We start from the raw sequence: 22894 nt of genomic DNA, 5'->3' as shown, positions 1-22894 counted from the left end.
TTGCCCCCGGGGTCCTGTCGCGCGCCACGAACCGTCCACAGGAGTGCCGGATCCCTGCCTGTCCACAGGCAGCCCGACCGCGGGGCGTGGGAGGTCGGTGCTCCCGGGCAACGTCACCGGCATGGAACCCCACGACCTCGCCCCCGTCCCCCCGTCCGCTTCACGGCCCACCACGATGCGGGTCCGCACCCCGGGCGACATCGCCGCCTTCGTGCCGCTCGCCATGGGCTTCGTCCCTCAGCGGTCCGTCGTCGTGGTGAGCGTCGGCGCCCTCGGCGGCGGCATGCACGCGCGCGTCGACCTGCCCCACGACCCCGACGACGTCGACGACGTGGTGGAGGCGCTTCTCCGGCCCGCGCGGCGCAACGGCGTGCGCGACGTGGTCGTGGTGGTCTACGACGACGAGACGACGGTCGCCGACGAGGCCGCCTGGTCGGTCCACGAGGAGTTCACCGCCGCGGGCATCGGCGTGCGCGAGGTGCTGCGCGTCCACGACGACCACTGGTACGCCGTGCTGCCGGGGGCGCCCCTGGCCGCCTACCGCGGTGTCCCGTTCACCCGCGCCGACCACCCGTTCACCGCACAGGCCGTCTTCGAGGGGAGGGTCACCCACGCCAGCCGGGAGGCGTTGCGGGAGACCGTCGCGCCGGACGCCGGAGCGGTCGCCCGCAGCCTGCCCCACCTCGTGGACGCGGCGCCGCTCCCACCTGGCGGGCTCACGGCGCTGGTCCGCCGCCACGTCCGCGCCGGCACCACCCTCTCCTCGACCGAGCTGGCGTCCGTCGCCGCCAGCGTCCGCACGGGGGAGCGACGCGACGAGGCGTGGGCGTGGCTCGGGCGGGCCGACGCGCGGCCAGCCGTCGAGCTCTGGTCCGACGCGGTGCGTCGCCTTCCGGCCACCCACGTGGCCGGTCCCGCCGCCGTCCTGGCCTTCGCGGCGTGGCTCGCCGGTGACGGCGCCCTGGCGTGGTGTGCCGTCGACCGGTGCCGGGAGAGCGAGCCCACCCACTCGCTGGCCGGCCTTGTCGCGCAGCTGCTCGAGTCGGCGACCCCGCCGGACACGTGGGCGACGCTGCAGCCCGAGGTCGGGGCGAGCGGGGACCCGGCGGCGTGAGACCAGCCCTGCGGACGGTTTCCGGCAGGGGAGCGCGTGACTAGGGTGCCGTCATGGGCGAAGAGGTCGATCAGCAGGAGTTCAGCCGGGCCGACCGGACGCGCCACCGCGAGAAGGTGCGGCGCAACCTCGATGTGTTCGCGCGGATGCTGCGTGAGGCGGCCTTCGAGACCGACGACCCGATGACGGGCCTCGAGATGGAGCTCAACCTCATCGACGACGCGGGCGACCCGGCCCTGAAGAACGCCGAGGTCCTCGAAGCCATCGCCGACCCGGACTTCCAGACCGAGCTCGGCCAGTTCAACATCGAGATCAACGTCGCGCCGGCCAAGCTCCGCGAGGGCGGCCTCTCGAAGTTCGAGGACAGCCTGCGCCGCTCGCTCAACGACGCCGAGGAGAAGGGCTCCAAGGTCGGCGCCCACCAGGTCATGATCGGGATCCTCCCGACGTTGGCCGAGGGCCACATGAACGTCTCCTCGCTCAGCTCCAACCCGCGCTACAAGCTGCTGTCCGAGCAGATCCTCGCCGCGCGCGGGGAGGACATCACCATCAGCATCTCGGGCAAGGAACGGCTCACCACGACGTCGGACTCGATCGTCCCGGAGGCCGCCTGCACCAGCACGCAGTTCCACGTGCAGACCTCGCCCGACCAGTTCGCCGCCCACTGGAACGCCGCCCAGGCGATCGCCGGCGTGCAGCTGGCGGTGTCGGCGAACTCGCCCTACCTGCTCGGCAAGGAGCTGTGGCGCGAGACCCGCATCCCGCTGTTCGAGCAGGCGACCGACACCCGCAGCGAGGAGCTCAAGGCCCAGGGCGTCCGGCCACGGGTGTGGTTCGGCGAGCGGTGGATCACCTCGGTGTTCGACCTCTTCGAGGAGAACGTCCGCTACTTCCCGGCCCTGCTGCCCGTCACCGACGACGAGGACCCGCTCGAGGTGCTCGAGTCCGGCGGCACCCCGGCCCTCCACGAGCTCAAGCTCCACAACGGCACCATCTACCGCTGGAACCGTCCGGTCTACGACATCTCCCAGGGCATGCCGCACCTGCGCGTGGAGAACCGCCTGCTGGCCGCCGGCCCGACCATCGCCGACACCATCGCCAACGCGGCGCTCTGGTTCGGCCTGGTCCGCTACCTCGTGGAGAGCGAGCGCCCGCTGTGGTCGCAGATGTCGTTCTCCGCCGCCGAGGAGAACTTCCACGTCGCCGCCCAGATGGGCGTCGACGCCCAGGTCTACTGGCCGGGCCTCGGCCAGGTCCGAGCCACCGAGCTGGTGCTGCGGCGCCTGCTCCCCATGGCCCGCGCGGGGCTCGACTCGTGGGGCGTCCCCTCGGAGGAGAGCGACCGCTACCTCGGCATCATCGAGCAGCGCTGCCAGACCGAGGCCAGCGGCGCCGGGTGGTTCGTCGACCGCGTCCGCGAGCGCGGGGGAGTGGACCGCTACGACGCCCTGCGGGCGACGCTGCTCGACTACACCGAGCGCATGCACAGCAACGAGCCCGTCCACACCTGGGACTGACACTCCGCCCGGTCTCGTCCGCCCCCGGATCAGCCGCGCGCCGACAGGGGACGTGGTCGCAGCCGGCGCCACTCCCGGCGTACGTCGCTGACGGGGTCGAACCACCCCCGGCGGGTCACGACGACCAGTCCGACCGGCATCCCCAGCGCCTGGGCGGCCCAGGCCGCCGGTCCGAGCCAGCGCAGGTCGTCGTCGTGCGGGCTGAGCTCGCCCGGCCGGGTCAGCCACAGCACCCGGCGCGGGGTGAGCGAGGCCGCAGCGCGCAGGAGCGCGAGGACGACGTCGGCACGCAGGCCCGCGTCGGGCAGCGGCGGGTCCTCGACGTGGCGTGCACACCGCCCCGGTGCCCCCGCGTGGAGGGTCACCGGGAAGAGGCGCCGGTCCTCGTCCTCGACCAGCGCGAGGGTGGCCGCCCGCAGGACGGCATGGGTGTGCCGGTCGACGGGTGCCTGGAGCGCCGGCTGCTGCGCGAGCGGTGGGGCCACCGGTCAAGACTGCCCCAGCGCCGAGCGTCCGACCCACCCCTCCACAGGCTGCCGAAGGCCAGTCGTTTCCGTTACGGTGCCAACAGGCCCGCGGCGACGCGTCGTGGCCCCGAGAGGAGACACCATGGGCACCGTCGTCGTCGGATACGTCCCCAAGCCGGAGGGTGAGGCGGCCCTTGCTGCCGGTATCAACGAGGCCAAGCTGCGCGGGAGCAAGCTGGTCGTGGTGAACTCCCACCGGGGTGGTCAGGAGTACGACGGATCCGCCGCGCGGGCCGCCGAGGACGACATGGCCGCCATCCAGAAGCGGCTCGAGGAGGCCGGCGTCGAGCACGACGTCCGCCAGCTCGTCCGCGGCTTCGAGCCCGCCGAGGACCTGATCAGCATCGCCGAGGCCAACGGTGCCGAGCTGCTCGTCATCGGCCTGCGACGACGCTCGCCCGTCGGCAAGCTCATCCTCGGCAGCAACGCCCAGCGCGTGCTCCTCGACGCCCCCTGCCCGGTCCTGGCGGTGAAGGCGCAGTAGTCGCGCCAGCCCCCGGCCAGACGTCGCGCTGAGCAAGCGCCCGCGGCGGGCGTACGTCGGGCAGGATGACCCCATGGGCTTCCAGATCACCGGCGACCCCGCCGCCGACAAGGTTCTCGACGACTCCGCGTTCGCGCTGCTCGTGGGCATGATGCTCGACCAGCAGTACCCCATGGAGCACGCCTTCCGCGGGCCGGCGAAGGTCCTGGACCGCTTCGGCACGGTCGAGCCCGACGCGATCGCTGCTGCCGACCCCGAGGAGTTCGCGGCGATGGCGTCCACCCCGCCGGCCATCCACCGCTTCCCCGGCTCGATGGCGGCCCGCCTGCAGGAGCTGGCGCGCATCGTCGAGGAGACCTACGACGGTGACGCCTCCCGGCTGTGGACCGAGGCGGCCGACGGCAAGGACCTGCTCAAGCGCGTCATGGCGCTCCCGGGCTTCGGCAAGCAGAAGGCGCAGATCTTCGTCGCACTCCTCGCCAAGCAGCTCGACGTACGTCCCGACGGCTGGGAGGCCGTGGTGGGCGACTACGCCCTCGAGGGCCACCGCTCGGTCGCCGACGTGGTGGACGCGGAGTCGCTGCAGAAGGTGCGCGACTTCAAGAAGGCGAAGAAGGCTGCCGCGAGGGCCACCGACTGAACGACGGCGTGCAGACGACGGCGAGCAGGGTGCGTGACACGCGCGGACCCCGGCCGGATGTCGAGCCGTCTGGAAGGCCGTGGCAGAATGACGACGCGGCTCTTGACGTCACCGGGCCTCGCCGCGCCCCGAAGTTGCTCGACGAGAGGTGTTCGTGTCCTCACACGCACGCAAGTTGCTCCCCGCAGAGGTGCTCACGCACCCCTCCATCGCCGCCCTGGTCGCCGGTGCCGCTGCCACCGGCACCGTGTCCCCCGAGGACGTACGGCGCGCCAGTGACGAGGCCGGGGTCGAGCCCCGGCACCTGAAGGCCTTGCTGGTGCACCTCAGCGGCCTCGGGATCTCGGTCCAGATCGATGCTTCGGGCATGCGTGCGGTCGCCGCGACCAGCAAGCGGACCGCGACCTCGTCCGCCGCCAAGAAGGCCCCGGCCAAGAAGGCTCCTGCCAAGAAGGCGAGCGCCGCGGCCGACCCCAAGGCCGCCGCCAAGACCGCCGCCAAGACGGCGGCGCCGGCGAAGAAGACCGCTGCCAAAAAGGCCGCGGCCGACGAGGTCGTCGACCTCGGCACCGTCGAGGCGCCCGTCGTCGGTCCCGACGGCAAGAAGGTCCTCCCGGACATCCCCGACGCCGAGTTCGAGAAGGACGTCGCCAAGGACCCGACGATCAAGGAGGACGAGAAGCAGGCCTTCACCGTCTCCGCGGCCGACGAGACCGACGAGCCCGAGCAGCAGGTCATGGTGGCCGGCGCCACCGCCGACCCGGTGAAGGACTACCTCAAGCAGATCGGCAAGGTGCCCCTCCTCAACGCCGAGATGGAGGTCGAGCTCGCCAAGCGGATCGAGGCCGGCCTGTTCTCCGAGGAGAAGCTCGCCAAGGGTGGCCGGATCAGCCCGAAGATGCTCGAGGAGTACGAGTGGATCGCCGAGGACGGTCGACGGGCGAAGAACCACCTGCTCGAGGCCAACCTGCGACTCGTCGTCTCGCTGGCCAAGCGCTACACCGGTCGCGGGATGCTCTTCCTCGACCTGATCCAGGAGGGCAACCTCGGCCTGATCCGTGCGGTCGAGAAGTTCGACTACACCAAGGGCTACAAGTTCTCGACCTACGCCACGTGGTGGATCCGCCAGGCGATCACCCGGGCGATGGCCGACCAGGCCCGCACCATCCGCATCCCGGTGCACATGGTCGAGGTCATCAACAAGCTCGCGCGCGTCCAGCGTCAGATGCTCCAGGACCTGGGCCGCGAGCCCACGCCGGAGGAGCTGGCCAAGGAGCTCGACATGACCCCGGAGAAGGTCATCGAGGTCCAGAAGTACGGCCGCGAGCCGATCTCGCTGCACACGCCGCTCGGTGAGGACGGCGACTCCGAGTTCGGCGACCTGATCGAGGACTCCGAGGCCATCGTCCCGGCCGACGCGGTCTCGTTCACGCTGCTCCAGGAGCAGCTGCACGCCGTGCTCGACACGCTCTCCGAGCGCGAGGCCGGCGTGGTCTCGATGCGTTTCGGCCTCACCGACGGCCAGCCGAAGACCCTCGACGAGATCGGCAAGGTCTACGGCGTGACCCGCGAGCGGATCCGTCAGATCGAGTCCAAGACGATGTCGAAGCTGCGCCACCCGAGCCGGTCGCAGGTCCTGCGCGACTACCTCGACTGAGCCCGACCCTCTCCACGCATCACGAGCAGCGTCGCCCTCCGGGGCGGCGCTGCTCGCCATTTCGCCCGGGACGCCCCGGCTACGGTGAGCGCATGCCCGCCCAGCGCCGCACCGCGTCCGTCGGTGCGGTCGCCGCGCTCCTCCTGACGGCGTGCACCGGCCCGTCCGGTGACGGTCCCGACCAGGGGGCGGACCGCACCGCCGGGGTGCCACGCGTGGACTTCCCGCTCTTCGCGCCGACCCTCGACGGCGATGCTCCCGAGGCGAGCCAGGTGTGGGCCGACCGCGTCGAGACGTCGTACGCCGGCGGGGTCGGGCTGGTGCAGGTCGCGGACCCCGCAGCCGACCTCTGCACGACGCTGGAGCCCTACCGGCTGGCGGACGACACCTGCGCGGTCGAGGACGGGGTGGCCGTGACGTCGATGGAGGAGATGAGCGGCGTCGGGCTCGTCCGCGACGGCACCCTGCTCTACTGGCGCTCGCTGGTCACCGAGGTCGACCCCGGTCTGGTCGACCGGGCGGCCACCGCGCTGCGTGAGGCACCCCAGAGCGGCGTGGACGGCCTGGGCGCGGTGTCCCCGGGCGGCCCGACCCCGGCCACCGACGAGTCGGACGGCGCGGGCGAGTCACCGACGGCCGACTCGTCGCCCGTGGTGGACGAGCCGCTCGCAGCCGATGACCTCGACCCCGCGACCGCGGTCGGCGCCGTGCGCCGCCTGGCCGGCAGGATCGGTCCGCGCGAGGCGACCAGCGCGGCGTACGACCGTGCCGCCCGCTGGGTGGCCGGCGAGCTGACCCGGTTCGGGTACTACGTCGAGCGCCAGCGCGTCGACGTACCTGCGGGGGAGTCGTGGGGCGTCGCCGTGCCCGCCGGTCGCTCCACCAACGTGGTGGCGACCCCCGCCGACTTCGACCCGAGCGCTCCCCACCTCGTCGTCGGGGCGCACCTCGACACGGTGCCCCAGGCACCTGGGGCCGAGGACAACGCGTCGGGTGTCGGTGTGCTGCTCGCCGTCGCGGAGGCGGTCGCCGTTCGGCGTACGCGCCTGCCGGTCGTGTTCGTCGCGTTCGGGGCCGAGGAGCCGCGCGGACCGTCCGACGACGACCACCACTACGGCTCGCGGCGCTATGTCGCGAAGCTGACGCCCCTGGTGCGCAATGCCGTCCGCGGCATGGTCTCGCTCGACCGCGTCGGCGTGGGGCAGCGCGTGCCGGTCGGGTCCGCCGGCGACACCGACCCCGTGCAGCGGGAGCTGCTGGCGGCGGCCCGGCGCGCCGGGGCCGCCACCGTCGCCGAGGACGGGCAGCGCAGCAGCGACCACTGGTCCTTCGTCCGCGCCGGGCTGCCGGGGGCGCGCCTGGGCTCGACGCCGTACGCCGGCTACCACTCGGCGGGCGACGTGCCGGCCGTCGTGTCGCCGGCCCAGCTCGAGCGGGTCGGCCGGATCGTCGCCGCGTGGCTGGCCCCGCGCTGAAGGGCGTTCACCCCAGCCCGGCACACCCGCGCAGCGCCTTGCGGCGGTCCCGGGACGCCGCTGCTCGGGCTCCGTAGTCCGGTGCGGCGAGCCCGTCCGCGCCGATCGTCGCCGGCCACCAGCGGGACGCGGTGACCCGCGCCCGCCCTGCCGGCTCCCGCGGCGGCTGGACCGTCAGCGTGAGGACGCCGGTGGGACCGGGGGAGTACCACGCGAAGTTGCCCAGCCCGTAGGCGACGTAGCCCGGTCCTAGGCGTCCGTCGCCCTGCAGCTCGTGGGCGTGGCTGCCCACCACGAGGTCGGCGCCGGCACCGACCAGCCGACGGGCCAGCGCGCGCTGGTCGGCAGACGGGCAGCGCTCGCCCTGGACGCCCCAGTGCAGGTAGGTGACGACCACGTCCGCCTCGGCGTCAGCGCGTCGTACCTCCCGCAGCAGGCGCCTCGGATCGTTGGCATCGGCGACACCGGGCGTGTCCGGACCTGCCGCCCACGCACCGGTGGGGTCGGCCGTGGGGTCCTGGTCCGCGGCCGAGGCGGCGATCGTCGCCACGCGGGTGCCGTCCACGTCGGTGACGGCCGGGGCCACGGCCTCGTCCTCGTCGACACCGATCCCGACGACGGCCAGCGCAGGCTGCGCCGCGGCCGCGGCCCGCAGTGTCGACGGGAGCCGGGCCCGACCGAAGTCGAGGGCGTGGTTGTTGGCCATGCTCGCGACGTCGATCCCCGCTGCGGCCAGCGCCTCGAAAGCAGCCGTGCCGGCGGAGAAGACGAACCGCTTCCCCGGCTCGGGGCGCCCGCCCGAGCCGACGGACGTCTCGAGGTTGACGATCGCCACGTCGGCGGCCGCCAGCGCAGTGGTGGCCGGCGTCAACGCGGACGCCGGGCGAAGCAGACGCGGCGCCAGCGCCCCCTCGAAGTGCACGTCTCCGGCGACGGCGATCTCAACCGGAGCCGGGCGGGGCTCACGGGGGGTGGGAGCCGCGGTGGTCGGGGACGGCGTCTCGGTCGTCGAGGCTGCCGGGGCACGGGACGACTCCGGGGACGACGGCTCCGCAGTCGGGCTGCAGCCCGCGGCCGCGCCGCCCACGACCAGTGCGAGCACCGCGCCGCAGCGGCGTACGCCCCTGCCGACGGCCCCGGTCATGGCGTCATGGTGCCACCGCGCACCCGCCACACCACCCGAAGTGGGTGGGCACACGGGGGGCGGACGGTGACACACTCATGTCATGAGAACTCGGATCTCGCTCGTGGTCGTCCCCGCGCTCGCGCTCACCGCCCTCACCGCCGCGCCGGCGCACGCGGAGTTCTACAGCATCGACGACCCGGCCGACGCCAAGGGGTCGTTGACCGACATCTACGGGTTCGAGGCCAACCACGGCGCCGACAACGTGCTCGTCAAGGTGCGCTTCAACGAGCTGATGCGGACCAGCGCCGCCGGTGTCTCCGTCTTCTTCGACACCGACCGCGACACCAAGGGACCGGAGTACGTCCTGAGCAGCGGCCTCGGCGACGGGACCGACTACGTGCTGACCGAGGCCGACGGGTGGCGCGGTAGCGACGACCGGGTCCGGTGCGACTACTCGGCCCGGCCCAAGTGGGGGCGGGACGTGTTCCGCGCCGTCGTCAGCCGTGAGTGCTTCGACCGGGTGCCGTCGGTGCGCGTCTCGGTGAAAATGGTCGACCAGGCGGACGGGTCCACCCCGGTCGTCGACTGGGCGCCCAAGCGCCAGCGGTGGACCCTGCCGATCGGGTCGGGGCTCGGCGCCTGACCGACGCGTGCCGTCAAGCGGCCGCGACCAGTCCCACTGCCAGGCCGCAGAGCGCCAGCCCCAGCGCCTGTGGGGCGTGGACGCGCTCGCGCAGGACCAGTGCCGCGAGGGCGATGGTCACGGCCGGGTAGAGCGACGTCACCACGGACGCGATCGTCAGCAGACCGGTCTGGGTGGCGAGGAGGAACGCGGCGGCCGCCGCGGTGGACAGCACGCCCGCGACCGCACCCCACGCCTGCGAGGGGTGGTCGGGGACCCAGCGCGCACCCAGCACGGCTGCCGTGAGGGCGACCGCGACCGCGCCCACCCCCTGGGCGACCGCCAGCGGTGCGAATCCCGCCGCTTCGGGCACCTGCCCCATCGCGGCGAACAGCAGCCCGAAGCCCACGCCGGCGAGGACACCGTCGAGGATCCCCGCCGCGAGGTCGCCCGAGCCGCCGGGCTCCCGGCTCACCAGCCAGATGCCCGGGACGGCAGCGGCGATGCCGGCCCACACGAACAGGTCCGGACGCTCGCCCGCGGCGATGCCGACGCACACCGGCAGGACCGCGGCACCGACCGCCGAGATCGGCGCGACGACACCCATCCGCCCGGCCGCCAGGCCCCGGTAGAGGAACGCGCCGCCCACGCCGCTGCCGACCCCGGCGAGGGCGCCCCACCCGAGGTCAGCGCGGGTGGGTGAGCCCTCGGTGAGCAGGGCGAGGCCGACCGCACCCACGAAGGCCACGGTGGACCCGACGAAGGCGACCGGCCACGCCGACGTACGACGCGCGGCGAGGCCGCCGACGAAGTCCGAGAGCCCGTAGGCGACGGCTGCCGCGAGCGAGAGCAGGACGGCCACGGCGGCGACCTCAGGTTGCCACGACGCCGGCGACCCACACGATCGCCGCGAGGGAGGCCGCCACGAGCTCGATGAGGATCGAGACGCCCACGGCGCGCAGCGCGCCCTTCGTCGAGGGCCAGGCCAGGGCGCCGCCGACCCGCGCCCGCTCGGCGACGTAGACGCCGAGGACGAACCCGATGAACATGCCGATGACGGGGATCACGAAGAACCCGATGAAGCCGAGCAGCGCGCCGACGAGCAGCGTGCGGTTGGGCACTCCGGCGGTCTTGAGCTGCCGGCCCGGCACGAGGTACTTCACGACCGATCCGCCGACGAGGAGCAGCGCGCTGACGGCGAACACCGCCCAGGCCGTCGTCGTACCGACCTCGAGGGTCCACACGAAGATCGCGCCGAGCACCAGGATCGTCCCGGGCAGGACGGGGACGATGATGCCCGCGATGCCGACGGCGATCGCGATGGAGATGAGGATCTCGGTGGGGCTCACGGGGCACAGCCTCCCAGACGTCGTACGCGCGGACGGACAGGGACGGGTGGGGACGCAGAACGGCCCCGGAGAGCGTGTCCGGGGCCGTTCTGGAAGTAGGTGGGTGCGGTCGGTGTGGCTCAGGCCTCGCTGCCCGCGGAGGGGTCCAGCTTGTGGGTCTCGTCGTGGACGGCCGCAGCGACCTCGCGGAGCTTCTCGCCGTGCTCGCGGGCGTGGTGAGCGCAGAAGAGCAGCTCGCCGCCGGTCTGGAGCTCCACACGGAGGTAGGCCTGGGCGCCGCAGCGGTCGCAGCGGTCACCGGCCGTGAGGACGGCCTGGGTGGGTGCGGTGGCAGTGGTCACGTCAGCCTCATTTCTGTTCATCGGTGTCTGGCCCAACGTAGCCAGTGGGGCAAAGATTCCCTGCTGTCGTTTCAGGTACGAGAACTCTTCAAGTCAATCACGTCACACTCCTCCCCGCTGGCGTTGTCCTCAACCGTGGACGAGCCGTTGCGGAAGCGATACCTGTCCGGTGCCCCACGCTAGTCCGGACCATGCGCGGCCGGGGGCAGGCGTGCCTCCGTCGGCGTCCGGCGTGTCGCGGGTAGGTTCTTCCCTTGTGGCAGCACCGGCAGACAACACGTACAACGCCGCACACCTCCTCGTCCTCGAGGGGCTCGACGCGGTCCGCAAGCGACCGGGCATGTACATCGGCTCGACCGACACGCGCGGCCTGATGCACTGCCTGTGGGAGATCATCGACAACGGCGTGGACGAGGCCCTGGCGGGCGTCGCGCACTCCGTCGAGATCACGCTGCACGACGACGGATCGGTCGAGGTGTACGACGACGGCCGCGGCATCCCGACCGACAAGGAGCCCAAGACGGGCCTGTCGGGCGTCGAGGTCGTCGCGACCAAGCTGCACGCCGGCGGCAAGTTCGGCGGCGGGTCCTACGTCGCCACCGGCGGCCTGCACGGAGTCGGCCTGTCCGTGGTCAACGCCCTGTCCGCCCGGATGGACATCGACGTCGACCGGTCGCCCTCGCAGCAGGGCCTGTCCTTCCAGCGCGGTGTGCCCGGCGTCTTCGACGGCGACGGGCCCGGCGCGAAGTTCACCCCGCAGTCCGGCCTGACCCGCAAGGGCAAGCGGGTGGCGAAGGGCAGGACCGGCACCCGGGTCCGTTTCTGGCCGGACCGGCAGATCTTCACCAAGGACGCCCGCTTCGAGATGGAGGGCCTGGTCGGCCGCGCCCGCCAGACGTCGTACATCGTCCCGGGCCTCGAGCTCGTCATCCGCGACCAGCGCTCCTCGGAGATGCTGGAGGAGAAGTTCCGCCACGACGGCGGCATCGCGGAGTTCGTGGAGTTCCTGTCCCACGGTGAGCCGGTGACCGACATCCTGCGCCTGCAGGGCACCGACACCTTCACCGAGACGGTCCCGCTGCTCGACGACAAGGGGCACATGACGCCCCAGGAGGTCGAGCGCGAGCTGACCGTCGACGTCGCGGTGCGGTGGGACACGGCGTACGACACCGAGCTGCGCTCGTTCGTCAACGTGATCGCGACTCCCAAGGGCGGCACCCACGTCAGCGGGTTCGAGGCCGCGCTGACCAAGACGTTCAACGACTCGATGCGCGCCGCCAAGGTGCTCAAGGCCGCCGACACCGACGTCATCAAGGACGACGTGCAGGAGGGCCTCACCGCGGTGGTGACCGTGCGGCTCGCGGAGCCGCAGTTCGAGGGCCAGACCAAGGAGATCCTCGGCACGCCGGCCGCGCGGAGCGTGGTGCGCAAGGTCGTGGCCGCCGAGCTCAAGTCGTTCCTCACCTCCACCAAGAGGGCCGAGAAGGCGCAGGCCAAGCTGCTGATGGAGAAGGTCGCGGGCGCGTCGAAGACCCGGCTCGCAGCACGCCAGCACAAGGAGAACCAGCGACGGAAGAACGCGCTGGAGTCCTCGGCGCTGCCGGCCAAGCTCTTCGACTGCCGCAGCACCGACACCGAGCGCACCGAGCTGTTCATCGTCGAGGGCGACTCGGCCATGGGCACCGCGAAGGCGGCGCGGAGCAGCGAGTTCCAGGCGCTGCTGCCGATCCGCGGCAAGATCCTCAACGTCCAGAAGGCCACCGTCGGCGACATGCTCAAGAACGCCGAGTGCGCCTCGATCATCCAGGTCGTCGGCGCCGGCTCCGGCCGGACGTTCGACCTCGAGGCGGCCCGCTACGGCCGGATCATCCTGATGGCCGACGCCGACTCCGACGGCGCCCACATCCGCTGCCTGCTCGCGACGCTGTTCTTCAAGTACATGCCCGAGCTCGTCCGTGACGGCCGGCTCTTCTCGGCGGTGCCGCCGCTGCACCGCATCGAGCTGTCCAACCCCAAGAAGGGGATGGACAAGTACATCTACACGTACTCCGACGACGAGCTGCAGCGAAAGCTCGCCGAGCTGAAGAAGAAGAACGTGCGCTGGAAGGACCCGGTCCAGCGCTACAAGGGCCTCGGCGAGATGGACGCCGACCAGCTGGCCGAGACCACCATGGACCCTCGCCACCGCACGCTCCGCAAGCTCACCATCGACGACGTCGACGAGGCGAGCAAGGTCTTCGACCTGCTGATGGGCTCCGACGTGGCCCCCCGCAAGGAGTTCATCGTGCAGGGTGCCTACGAGGTCGACGTGGAGACCCTGGACGCCTGATTCCGACGTCTGAGCGCAACGCCGAGACGCATGTGTGACGCGCAGCTGGCCCGATAGGCTGGTGCGCATGGACACCGGGGGAGCCACAGGGCTGTTCGTGCTCGTGGCCGTCGGCGCAGCAGCGGTCTACGGTCTCTACTGGGTCATCCGGCTGGCGGTCTACCACGGGATCAGGGACGCCGACCGCTACGGCCGGGTCTGGACCCGCGACGGCGACGCTTCAGAGACCCCCGGCGGACGCGCCTGACGTACGTCACACGTGCTCGGTGAGCAATCCCGAGTCGACGTCGTACAGGAAGCCGCCGACCTTGGCGCGCTCGCCGATGAGCGGGTGCGTGCGCACCTTGGCGACGTCCTGCCGGAGCTGGTCGAGCTGGTCGGTGACGACGCCGAACGACGCCCAGCTGGCGTCGACGCCCGCCGACTCGCCGATCTTGACCCGGAGCTCCTGCTCCGACGACGAGGCCATCGCGCAGCGGGTGTGCGGGACGACGAGGATGCGCTGGACGTTGAGCAGGTGCACGCCGAGCACGAGGGCCTCGAGCGCCTGCGGGGTCACGCGCGCGCCCGGGTTGCGGAAGATCTTGGCGTCGCCGTGCTTGAGCCCGAGCATGCCCAGCGGGTCGATGCGTGAGTCCATGCAGGTGACCAGGGCGATGCCGGCATGGGCCTTGCCGTCGAAGCCGCCGAGGTCGAACGTGTCCGCGAAGGCGCGGTTGGCCTGCAGGAGATCGTCGAAGTCGCTCACGACCGGCAGGTTAGCGCCCCTCAGGCGCCGCCGGTGAAGACGTCCCGCGCCGCGAGCCGGGTCGGGCGCACCTGCCGGAACAGCACGAGCGCGAGGACGGCCGCCACCACGGCGCACCCGGCGGCCCCCCAGAAGACCGCGTGCTCCTGGGCGATGCCCGCGACCCGCAGCAGGTCGGAGAACTCCTTGCACCGGCTCTTGCCGTCGCAGACCTCCTGCACCGGCGGCACGGCGAGCTGCTCGGAGTAGTAGCGCCGCAGCCCGATCGTGGTGAGGGCCGAGATGCCGATCAGCATGCCCACCATGCGGGCGACCACGACGAAGGCGCTCGCCACGCCGTGGACGTCGTCGTCGGTGGACGCGAGCAGGGCCGCGTTGACGGGCGCGAGCGCCAGCCCGAAGCCCAGCCCACCCGTGATCAGGGCGAGGTTGGCGATCGGCTCCTCGATCGTCGTGAGCCCCCAGCGGGTCATCAGCACGAAGCCGGTCGCGGCGAGCAGCATGCCGAACGCCGTGACGAGGCCGGGGGAGAGGAAGCGGATGAGGTAGCCCCCGACCACGGCGCCCACCGGCAGCGCGAGCAGGAACCGGACCAGCACCAGCGCCGCGGGCAGCTGGTCGTCGGGGTAGACGGTGGTGCGGGCGAACAGCGGGATGTCGATCAGCGCCGCGATCAGCGCGGCACCGACGAAGAAGCTGACCAGCAACGCCCCCCACGCCGGCGTACGACGCAGCGCGCCGCGCGGCACCAGCGGGCGCGCGGCACGGCGTACGTGCCAGGTGAACGCGGCCGCCGCCACGAGGGCGCCGAGGAGGTACCACCGGCCCTGGGGCGAGAAGACCTCGATCTTCGGGTCGGCGGTCGCGAACGCGAGGATCACCCCGCCGAGCGCGGCGGCGAGCAGCAGGGCGCCGACCAGGTCGGCGTCGACGAGCACGCGGATCCAGCCGCGCAGGTCGAGCAGGGGGCGCGGCGCGAACCAGCACCACGCGAGCAGCAGGACGAGCGTGACGACGGTCGCCATGCCGATCGGGGTCAGCCAGCGGCCGTCCCCGGCGAACGGGACGAAGAGCCGTCCCCACGTCAGGTCGCGCATCAGCGGGGCGGGGCGCAGGAAGACGACGGCCGCGCACGCGAAGGTGAGAAGCAGCAGGAGGAGCCCGACGAGGTCGGGCCGGAGACGGGCGTCGGCGGGTCTCCGCTGCGGGGCCAGCGCACGGATGGCGGCGGCGAGCACGAGCCCGACGGCGAGGTTGATCGCGAAGATGGCCCGCCAGTCGGCGACGGCGAGGACGGCGGCGCCGAAGAGCGGACCCAGGACGGAGCCGATCTCCTGCACGGCCGAGACCACGCCCAGCGGGACGCCGCGGCGTTCGACGGGGTAGAGGTCGGCCACCAGCGCGAGGGTCGCCGGCACCAGGCCGCCGCCGCCGACACCCTGGAGGAACCGGCCCGCCACGATGCTCGGCATGTCGTAGGCCACCGTGGTGATGAGGGAGCCCAGCGCGAACAGCACGAGCGCCATCACCAGCACTGGCACCCGTCCGCGCAGGTCGGCGATCCGGCCGATCAGCGGGAGCATCGCGACGTAGCCGAGCAGGAAGCCGCTGACGATCGGCGCCGCGCGCTGCAGCTGGTCGATCGGCACGCCGACGCCGGTCATCATGTCGGGCAGGGCGAGCACGACGACGTAGGTGTCGGCCGCCGCGAACGCCACGGCGACGGCTGCCATGGCGAGGAGCAGCCGCGAGCTGCGCGAGACCACTGCCTCGCCCGCGGCGGTGCTCACGGTGCGGTGATGTCCTTCTCGGTGCCGTAGTCGGCGAAGTCGACGGTGTAGGTCATCGGCTCGGCACGGGGGTAGAAGACGCCCGTCAGCGTGGCCTCGCGCAGCTCGCCGTCGTCGGTGATCTGCCACTCCACGTCGAAGGAGTCGCCCGAGGACGACGGGATGATCGACTCCATCGCCGTCCCGGGCACCGTGCCGGTGTAGGTGGTGAGGATCTCGGTGTTGTCGGCGCCGCCGCGCACGCTCTCACCGGCCTTCGGCGACTCGGTCTGCTCGAGCAGGCCGGCGAAGCCGTTCTCGCCGACGAGGTTCGAGGGGTCGGGGGCGCCGTACTCCTTGGGGTTGACCTTGTTCCAGCCCGGGGTGAAGGGGAGCTGGGCGTAGACGGTGTCGTCGACGGCGATGACGGGTACGTCGACGGTCTGGCCGGCGAACACCACGGTGATCGAGCCGTCGAAGGCCGGCGCCTGGGTGATCGTGCCGGTCGCCTTGGTGATGCCGGAGACACCGTCGGGCAGCGACGGGGTGGACAGGGTGAGGTCGACGCCGCTCGTCTCGGTGAGGGTCGTGGCCGCCTCGGCCAGCACCTCCTCGGGTGTGGGGCCCTCGTCTCCGCCGCCTCCTCCGCTGCCACCGTCGTCGCCCGAGCAGGCAGAAAGGACGGGCAGGGCGAGGACGAGGGCGGCGACCGTGGTGGTGAGCCGTCCGGACGTGCGGGCGCGGGCGAGCATGGCCTCAGCCTTCCACAGGGGCGGCTGCGTCACCGGCGTCCGCGCCCGACGCCGCGCGGGTCGCGACCTGCGCCGCGACCGGCGAGGCCACTGCCGCGATGGGCTGCGGGGCAGGCACGCCCGAGCCGTCGCGTCGGCCGTTGGCCTCGGGCAGGTCGATGGGCGCACCGCTCGACGCTGCCGCGCGGGCCGGACCGGGGCCGGCCCAGGCGGTGACGAGGGTGTCCTCGCCCTTGAGGAAGCGGTGGCTGCGGACGCCGCCCGTGGCGCGCCCCTTGCCGGGGTACTCGGTGAACGGCGTCACCTTGACCGCGCCGGCCTCGGTGCCGGGCAGGGCCGTGGAGGAGCCGGACGCCGTCACGACGACCGCGTCGGCGGGGTCGAAGGCGCCGAAGAAGGCGGCCCGCTGGCCCGCGCCGAGCTTGATGCCGGCCATGCCGCCGCCCGAGCGGCCCTGCGGACGCACGCCGGAGGCGGAGAAGTGGAGCAGCTGCGCGTCGGTGGAGATGAAGCACAGCTCCTCCTCGCCGGTCGCGAGCTCGACGGCACCGATGACCTCGTCGCCGTCCTTGAGGCCGATGACCTCCCACTCGTCGCGGTTGAGCACCTCCGGGTTGACCCGCTTGACCACGCCGTCGCGCGTGCCCAGCGCGAGGCCGGGGCCGTCGGTGCGCAGCGAGGTGAGCGCCAGCGGCCGCTCGCCCGCCTCGAGGGCGACGAGCTCGCTGAGCGGGACGCCGCCGGCGACGTGGGGGTCGTTGGCGGTCGACGGCAGCTCGGCGCCGATGTCGATGACCGGCAGCCGGACCAGCCGGCCGCGGTTGGTCAGCAGGCCGACCTCGCCGCGCCTGGAGGTCAGGACCGCGGAGACCGTCACGTCGTGGTTGGCCCGGTCGCCGCCGCGTCCGGGGGCGTCGGCGTCCCGGGTGCGGGCGAGGAGGCCGGTGGAGGACAGCAGGACGAAGCAGGGGTCGTCGCTGACCTCGACCGCCGAGGCCGCAGTCACGGCCGGCGCGGCGCCGAGCAGGACCGTACGCCGCGGGGTGCCGTGCTCCTTGGCGACGTCGGTGAGCTCGTCGGAGACGACCTTCCGCAGCAGCTTCTCGTCGGCCAGGATCGCGTCGAGCTGCTCGATGGTGCGCTCGAGCTCGCTCTTCTCCTTCTCGAGCTCCAGCTTGCTGAACCTGGTGAGGCGCCGCAGGGGCATGTCGAGGATGTAGTCGGCCTGCACCTCGGTGAGGTCGAACACCGAGATCAGGCGTTCCTTGGCGGCGGCGGCGTTGTCGGAGCCGCGGATCACCTGGATGACCTCGTCGATGTCGAGGATCGCGATCAGCAGGCCGTCGACGAGGTGCAGCCGGTCTGCGGCCTTGGCGCGGCGGAACGTCGAGCGACGGCGTACGACGTCGAAGCGGTGGCCGAGGAAGACCTCGAGCATCTCCTTGATGCCCAGCGTGCGCGGCTGACCGTCGACGAGGGCGACGGCGTTGATCCCGAAGGAGTCCTCGAGCGCGGTCTGGCGGTAGAGCTGCTCGAGGATCGCCTCGGGGACGAATCCGTTCTTGATCTCGATCACCAGGCGCAGGCCGTGCTCGCGGTCGCTGAGGTCCTTGATGTCGGCGATGCCCTGCAGCTTCTTGGACAGCACCAGCTTCTTGATCTGCTCCATGACCCGCTCGGTGCCGACGCCGTAGGGGAGCTCCGTGACGACGATGCCCTTGCGGCGCGCGGTCACCGACTCGATCCGGGCGGTGGCACGCATCTTGAAGGTGCCGCGGCCGGTCTCGTAGGCGTCGCGGATCCCGTCGAGGCCGACGATCTTGCCGCCGGTGGGCAGGTCCGGGCCGGGGATGAAGCGCATGAGGTCGTCGAGCGACGCCTTGGGGTGGGTGATGAGGTGCTTGAGTGCCTGGACGACCTCGACGAGGTTGTGCGGAGCGATGTTGGTGGCCATGCCGACCGCGATGCCGGCCGACCCGTTGACCAGCAGGTGGGGGATGGCCGCCGGCAGGACGACGGGCTCCATCTCGCGCGAGTCGTAGTTGGGCTTGAAGTCGACCGTGTCCTCGTCGATCGAGGCGGTCATCGCCACCGCGGCGGGCGCCATCCGGCACTCGGTGTAGCGCATGGCGGCGGGGGAGTCGTCGGGCGAGCCGAAGTTGCCGTGGCCGTCGACCGTGCGCAGCCGCATCGACCAGGGCTGCGCCATGCGGACCAGCGCGTCGTAGATCGCGCCGTCGCCGTGCGGGTGCAGCCGGCCCATGACCTCACCGACGACGCGGGCGCTCTTGACGTGCCCGCGGTCGGGCCGCAGGGACATCTCGTCCATCGTGTAGAGGATGCGCCGCTGTACCGGCTTGAGCCCGTCGCGTGCGTCGGGCAGCGCCCGCGAGTAGATGACCGAGTAGGCGTACTCGAGGAACGACGTCTGCATCTCGTCGCGGATGTCGGTGTCGAGGATGTGCTCCTCGAAGTCGTCCGGGAGGGGCTCCTGCTTCGTACGTCGTGCCATGGCCGCCATTCTCCCCGCTGCCGTGGCGCGGAAGGACGGGGGCACGCCGAGAACCCCTCGGTGGTCGAGTAGCCCGCGAGCGCCAGCGAGCGGGCGTATCGAGACCCGGACCTCACCCGGACGGCTGTCCTGGGCGACCGAAGTCCTTTTTGGCGAGCACGGGCAGCGACTCGTAGTCGCGGTCGATCAATGCGAGACGTTTGGCCCGTCCCCAGTTCTGGACCTGCTTCTCGCGTGAGAACGCCAGGCCGACGTTCTCGTACTCCTCGTGCCAGACGAGCTCGACAGGAAGCCGCTCGCGCGTGTAGTTGGCCCCCAGACCGATCTGGTGCTGGTGCAGGCGAGTGGCCAGGTCACGGGTGCTGCCGACGTACAACGAGCCGTCGGAACACCGCAGCATGTAGACGTAGGCAGTCATGGGTCCAGCGTCGAACCTGGCGGTGACGGACGACAGGCCTCCGGCCGCATCTGTGGACAGGGGTCTCGATACGCCTCGCTCGTTCCTCGCTCGGCTACTCGACCAGCGAGGGAGGGTCGGGGGCCGATAGATTGCAGTCGTGACCGAAGCGGACGCTGCTGCAGACCAGGTGCGGACGATGCGTCCGCCCCGGCACTGGGAGGCGGACGTCCTCCTGCGCGACGGGCGCACGGCCCACATCCGGCCGATCCAGCCGGAGGACCGCGAGCTGCTGGTCGAGTTCTACAGCCGCGTCTCGGAGCAGTCGAAGTACTACCGGTTCTTCTCGCCGATGCCCGAGCTCTCCGAGCGCGACCTCGACCGGTTCACCCAGGTCGACCACCGCGACCGGGTCGCGATGATCCTGCTCGTGGCCGGCCACATGATCGCCGTCGGGCGCTACGACATGATCCGGCCCGGCTACGCGGAGGTCGCCTTCCTCGTCGAGGACGCCCACCAGGGCCGCGGCATCGGCCAGCTCCTGCTCGAGCACCTCGCCCAGGCGGGCCGCGAGCGGGGGATCGACGAGTTCGTCGCCGAGGTGCTGCCCGACAACCAGGCGATGATCCACACCTTCAAGGACGCCGGCTACCAGGTGAAGAGCACGTTCGAGGACGGCGTGATGGAGCTGGTGTTCCGGATCGACCCGACCGACACCGCCCTCGGTGTGATGGAGCAGCGTGAGCACCGCGCGGAGTACGCCTCGATCGAGCGCTTCTTCTCGCCGAAGTCGGTCGCGATCATCGGCGCCAGCCGGCGGCAGGACACCATCGGCCGCGCGCTGGTGCGCCACCTCGTCCTGGGCAACTTCACCGGCCGGATCCACGTCGTCAACCCGAGCGCCGACTCGGTCTCCGGGATGCCGGCGTGGAAGTCGGTGGGCGACATCCCCGGCGACGTCGACGTCGCCATCGTCGCCGTGCCGGCGGAGTCGGTGCAGGACGTCGTGCTCGACTGCGCGGCCAAGGGCGTCCACGGCCTGGTCGTGATCTCGTCGGGCTTCGCCGAGACCGGGGAGGAGGGCCGGATGCGGCAGCGGCGCCTGGTCGGGCTGTCCCGCTCCTACGGCCTGCGCCTGATCGGCCCCAACGCCCTCGGCATCATCAACACCGACCCCGACGTGCAGCTCAACGCCTCGCTCTCCTCGGTGATGCCGCCGCGTGGCCGTGCCGGGTTCTTCTGCCAGTCCGGTGCGCTCGGCTCGGCGATCCTCGAGAAGGTGCAGAACCGTGGACTGGGCCTCACCACGTTCGTGAGCGCGGGCAACCGCGCCGACGTGTCCGGCAACGACCTCCTCCAGTACTGGGAGGAGGACGACGCCACCGAGGTCGTGCTGCTGTACCTCGAGTCGATCGGCAACCCGCGCAAGTTCTCTCGCATCGCCCGGCGGGTGAGCCGCCGCAAGCCCATCGTCGCGGTGCGGTCGGGCCGCAGCTCCCAGGGTGTGCCGATGGGGCACGCCGTGCGCAAGATCGGTGCGCCGGGCGAGGCCGTCGACGCGATGTTCCGGCAGGCCGGGATCATCCAGGTCGAGTCGCTCGAGGAGATGTTCGACGTCGCCCAGCTGCTCGCCCACCAGCCGCTGCCGAGGGGGCGTCGGGTCGCGATCGTCGGCAACTCCGACGCTCTCGGGCTGCTCGCTGCCGACGCCGCCAACTCGGTCGGCCTCGTCGTCAACCGGCAGGAGGCCCTCGGCGCGGACGCGACCGCGGAGGACTTCGAGGACGCCCTCGACGCCGCGATCGACGACCCCGAGGTCGACGCGGTGGTCGCGATCTTCATCCCGCCACTCAACGTCGCCGGCGCCCGGGAGGACGTCGCCAACGTGCTCGCAGCGGTCGGCGAGCAGTCCGACAAGCCCATCGTGTCGACGTTCCTCGGCACCGAGGGCGTCCCCGAGCTGCTGCGCGTGCCCGACGTCGCCGGCTCCAGCGCCGGTCGCGGGTCGGTGCCGTCGTACCCCGCGGTCGAGGCGGCCGTCCGCGCCCTCGCCCACGTCGTGGAGTACGCCGTGTGGCTGCGCGTGCCGCAGGCGTCGCTCGTCGAGCCGGGCGTCAACGACCTCGACGCGGCCCGCCACCTCGTCAACGAGGTGCTGATGCGCCACCCGGAGGGACGCGACCTCGACTTCGACGAGCAGTACCGCCTGCTCACCGCCTACGGCATCGACCTGTGGGACACCTACGCCGTCGCCACCCTCGACGAGGCGACCACCGCCGGCGAGGCGCTGGGCTGGGACGTCGTCCTCAAGGCGACCGCCGACCACCTGCGCGACCGCCCGGACCTGGCCCACGTGTGGCGCAACATCGACACGCCCGACGAGATGTCACAGGCCTGGCGCTCGCTCACCAGCCTCATCACCGACCCCGACAACGCCGGCTTCGTCGTGCAGCGCAATGCGCCCCCGGGCGTGCCGGTCACCATCGCGACGATGGAGGACCCGCTCTTCGGCCCGGTCCTGTCCTTCGGCATCGGGGGCCCGCTCACCGAGCTGCTGGGCGACCGGTCCTTCCGGATCCCGCCGCTCGCCGACCACGACGCCCAGGACATGGTGCGCGAGATCAAGGCCTCGCCGCTGCTCTTCGGCTACCGCGGCAGCGAGATCGTCGACGTCGCCGAGATCGAGCGGCTCGTGCGCCAGGTGGCGCAGCTGCAGCACGACCTGCCGCAGGTGCGCGCGCTGCAGCTGCCGCTGGTGCTCGCCGGGGCGGAGGGCGCGACCGTCCTCGGGGCCAGCGTGCGGGTCGAGCCGGTCAAGGACCCGCGGTCCGACTGGTTCGTCCGGCGCCTCAGCACGATGCCCGGGGACACGCTGCCGGACTAGGTGACGGCGTCGACCGCTGGGTGCGGTCGACCGAGGCGTGACAGACTTGCCACCATGCCCCGCTCCACCCGTGACGCGGACGTCTCCCACGACCTCCGCAAGGCGATCCAACGCACCGGCTACTACCCCGACGTCGTCGCCGACGGCGTCTTCTCGGCGGCCGGGGGCGAGGAGGTCGTGTCCTACTTCGTCCACCACGAGACGACGTTCGACCACGAGGAGGTACGCCGTCACCTGACCGCGCTGCTCCTGACGCCCACCCGGCTGGTGATCGCGCACACCGACGAGCACCCCGGCGACGACCTGCTGCCCGAGCCCTACACCTCGACGACCACCGAGGCCGTCACCCTCACGTCCATCCGGACCGTGGTGGTGACGCGCATGGTGGCCAACCCGACCAAGGGCGTCGCCCCGCCCGCCGAGGCGGTGCTGACCATCGGCTGGGGCGGCGTGGGACGGCTCGACCTCGAGCCGGCCGCGTGCTCGGACCCGAGCTGCGACGCCGACCACGGCTACACCGGCACCCTGGCCGGCGACGACTACACGCTGCGGGTGTCGGCCGCCGCCGAGGGAGCAGACGCCGTGGCCGGCCTGCTCGCCTTCGCGGAGGCGCTGTCCGCGCGCACCCGCGGATGACCACCCCACCGAGCA

The 22894-nt window shown here is 72.1% G+C and carries 21 protein-coding genes; 11 read left to right on the top strand and 10 right to left on the bottom strand.

Features of this window, described 5'->3' with window-relative positions; translation table 11 throughout:
• The first annotated feature begins 121 nt into the window (after positions 1-121).
• Both JOD65_RS15190 and JOD65_RS15185 read left to right on the top strand, forming a co-directional pair.
• Positions 122-1114, top strand: coding sequence for a DUF4192 domain-containing protein (locus tag JOD65_RS15190; protein ID WP_191195756.1), 993 nt, complete (start codon positions 122-124; stop codon positions 1112-1114).
• Positions 1115-1167: 53 nt separating this feature from the next.
• The gene (locus JOD65_RS15185; protein ID WP_191195755.1) at positions 1168-2631 is read left to right on the top strand and encodes a glutamate-cysteine ligase family protein; all 1464 of its coding nucleotides are present in this window, start codon (positions 1168-1170) and stop codon (positions 2629-2631) included.
• A 29-nt stretch (positions 2632-2660) separates the two neighbouring features.
• Here the strand turns inward: JOD65_RS15185 and JOD65_RS15180 are convergent, their stop codons facing one another.
• Positions 2661-3116: a hypothetical protein gene (locus JOD65_RS15180; RefSeq protein ID WP_191195754.1), complete on the bottom strand. Its 456-nt coding sequence runs from the start codon at positions 3114-3116 to the stop codon at positions 2661-2663.
• Between the two features lie 124 nt (positions 3117-3240).
• Between JOD65_RS15180 and JOD65_RS15175 the strand changes: the two genes are divergently transcribed.
• The 4 genes from JOD65_RS15175 to JOD65_RS15160 all read left to right on the top strand — a co-directional run bounded on the left by JOD65_RS15175 (position 3241) and on the right by JOD65_RS15160 (position 7414).
• Complete coding sequence (locus JOD65_RS15175) at positions 3241-3642, top strand: universal stress protein (protein ID WP_191195753.1); 402 nt, start codon at positions 3241-3243, stop codon at positions 3640-3642.
• A 73-nt stretch (positions 3643-3715) separates the two neighbouring features.
• Complete coding sequence (locus JOD65_RS15170; RefSeq protein ID WP_191195752.1) at positions 3716-4282, top strand: HhH-GPD-type base excision DNA repair protein; 567 nt, start codon at positions 3716-3718, stop codon at positions 4280-4282.
• A gap of 148 nt (positions 4283-4430) precedes the next feature.
• On the top strand, positions 4431-5939 hold the full coding sequence (locus tag JOD65_RS15165; protein ID WP_372440116.1) for an RNA polymerase sigma factor: 1509 nt from the start codon (positions 4431-4433) through the stop codon (positions 5937-5939).
• 92 nt (positions 5940-6031) lie between these two features.
• The gene (locus JOD65_RS15160; RefSeq protein ID WP_224747750.1) at positions 6032-7414 is read left to right on the top strand and encodes a M28 family metallopeptidase; all 1383 of its coding nucleotides are present in this window, start codon (positions 6032-6034) and stop codon (positions 7412-7414) included.
• 7 nt (positions 7415-7421) lie between these two features.
• Here the strand turns inward: JOD65_RS15160 and JOD65_RS15155 are convergent, their stop codons facing one another.
• On the bottom strand, positions 7422-8558 hold the full coding sequence (locus JOD65_RS15155) for a CapA family protein (protein ID WP_191195751.1): 1137 nt from the start codon (positions 8556-8558) through the stop codon (positions 7422-7424).
• Between the two features lie 82 nt (positions 8559-8640).
• Here JOD65_RS15155 and JOD65_RS15150 point away from each other — a divergent pair, with 82 nt between their 5' ends.
• Positions 8641-9183, top strand: a complete 543-nt coding sequence (locus JOD65_RS15150; RefSeq protein WP_191195750.1) for a hypothetical protein — start codon at positions 8641-8643, stop codon at positions 9181-9183.
• A gap of 13 nt (positions 9184-9196) precedes the next feature.
• Here the strand turns inward: JOD65_RS15150 and JOD65_RS15145 are convergent, their stop codons facing one another.
• From JOD65_RS15145 to JOD65_RS15135, 3 genes are all read right to left on the bottom strand, one after another.
• Positions 9197-10024 (bottom strand): DMT family transporter, encoded by an 828-nt coding sequence (locus JOD65_RS15145; protein ID WP_191195749.1) that lies wholly within the window; start codon positions 10022-10024, stop codon positions 9197-9199.
• A 10-nt stretch (positions 10025-10034) separates the two neighbouring features.
• Positions 10035-10511, bottom strand: coding sequence for a DUF456 domain-containing protein (locus tag JOD65_RS15140; RefSeq protein ID WP_191195748.1), 477 nt, complete (start codon positions 10509-10511; stop codon positions 10035-10037).
• A 119-nt stretch (positions 10512-10630) separates the two neighbouring features.
• Entirely contained in the window at positions 10631-10852 is a 222-nt protein-coding gene (locus tag JOD65_RS15135; protein ID WP_191195747.1) for a DUF7455 domain-containing protein, read from the bottom strand.
• Positions 10853-11108: 256 nt separating this feature from the next.
• Between JOD65_RS15135 and JOD65_RS15130 the strand changes: the two genes are divergently transcribed.
• Positions 11109-13181 (top strand): DNA gyrase/topoisomerase IV subunit B, encoded by a 2073-nt coding sequence (locus JOD65_RS15130; RefSeq protein WP_307821202.1) that lies wholly within the window; start codon positions 11109-11111, stop codon positions 13179-13181.
• A gap of 67 nt (positions 13182-13248) precedes the next feature.
• Positions 13249-13428, top strand: coding sequence for a hypothetical protein (locus JOD65_RS15125; protein WP_191195745.1), 180 nt, complete (start codon positions 13249-13251; stop codon positions 13426-13428).
• Between the two features lie 6 nt (positions 13429-13434).
• Here JOD65_RS15125 and JOD65_RS15120 read toward each other — a convergent pair whose 3' ends face one another.
• The 5 genes from JOD65_RS15120 to JOD65_RS15100 form a co-directional block, all read right to left on the bottom strand.
• Positions 13435-13929, bottom strand: a complete 495-nt coding sequence (locus JOD65_RS15120) for a beta-class carbonic anhydrase (protein ID WP_204811214.1) — start codon at positions 13927-13929, stop codon at positions 13435-13437.
• Between the two features lie 20 nt (positions 13930-13949).
• Positions 13950-15719, bottom strand: coding sequence for an MFS transporter (locus JOD65_RS15115; RefSeq protein WP_307821201.1), 1770 nt, complete (start codon positions 15717-15719; stop codon positions 13950-13952).
• Positions 15716-16450, bottom strand: a complete 735-nt coding sequence (locus JOD65_RS15110; RefSeq protein ID WP_191195744.1) for an LppX_LprAFG lipoprotein — start codon at positions 16448-16450, stop codon at positions 15716-15718. Before JOD65_RS15110 ends, JOD65_RS15115 begins: the two co-directional genes overlap by 4 nt.
• Before the next feature lie 4 nt (positions 16451-16454).
• Complete coding sequence (locus JOD65_RS15105) at positions 16455-18962, bottom strand: DNA gyrase/topoisomerase IV subunit A (RefSeq protein ID WP_191195743.1); 2508 nt, start codon at positions 18960-18962, stop codon at positions 16455-16457.
• A gap of 112 nt (positions 18963-19074) precedes the next feature.
• Positions 19075-19380, bottom strand: coding sequence for a GIY-YIG nuclease family protein (locus JOD65_RS15100; RefSeq protein WP_191195742.1), 306 nt, complete (start codon positions 19378-19380; stop codon positions 19075-19077).
• Between the two features lie 139 nt (positions 19381-19519).
• Between JOD65_RS15100 and JOD65_RS15095 the strand changes: the two genes are divergently transcribed.
• Together JOD65_RS15095 and JOD65_RS15090 are read left to right on the top strand one after the other, a co-directional pair.
• Positions 19520-22243: a GNAT family N-acetyltransferase gene (locus JOD65_RS15095; protein ID WP_307821200.1), complete on the top strand. Its 2724-nt coding sequence runs from the start codon at positions 19520-19522 to the stop codon at positions 22241-22243.
• A 54-nt stretch (positions 22244-22297) separates the two neighbouring features.
• A complete protein-coding gene (locus JOD65_RS15090; protein WP_191195741.1) occupies positions 22298-22879 on the top strand; it encodes a DUF5998 family protein in 582 nt (193 codons plus the stop codon).
• Positions 22880-22894: the final 15 nt, after the last annotated feature.

It is taken from the genome of Nocardioides cavernae, from assembly GCF_016907475.1.
Taxonomy (GTDB): Bacteria; Actinomycetota; Actinomycetes; order Propionibacteriales; family Nocardioidaceae; genus Nocardioides; species Nocardioides cavernae.
The sequence above is the reverse complement of the archived record's forward strand: the minus strand, read 5'-3'. Positions and strand labels throughout refer to the sequence as shown.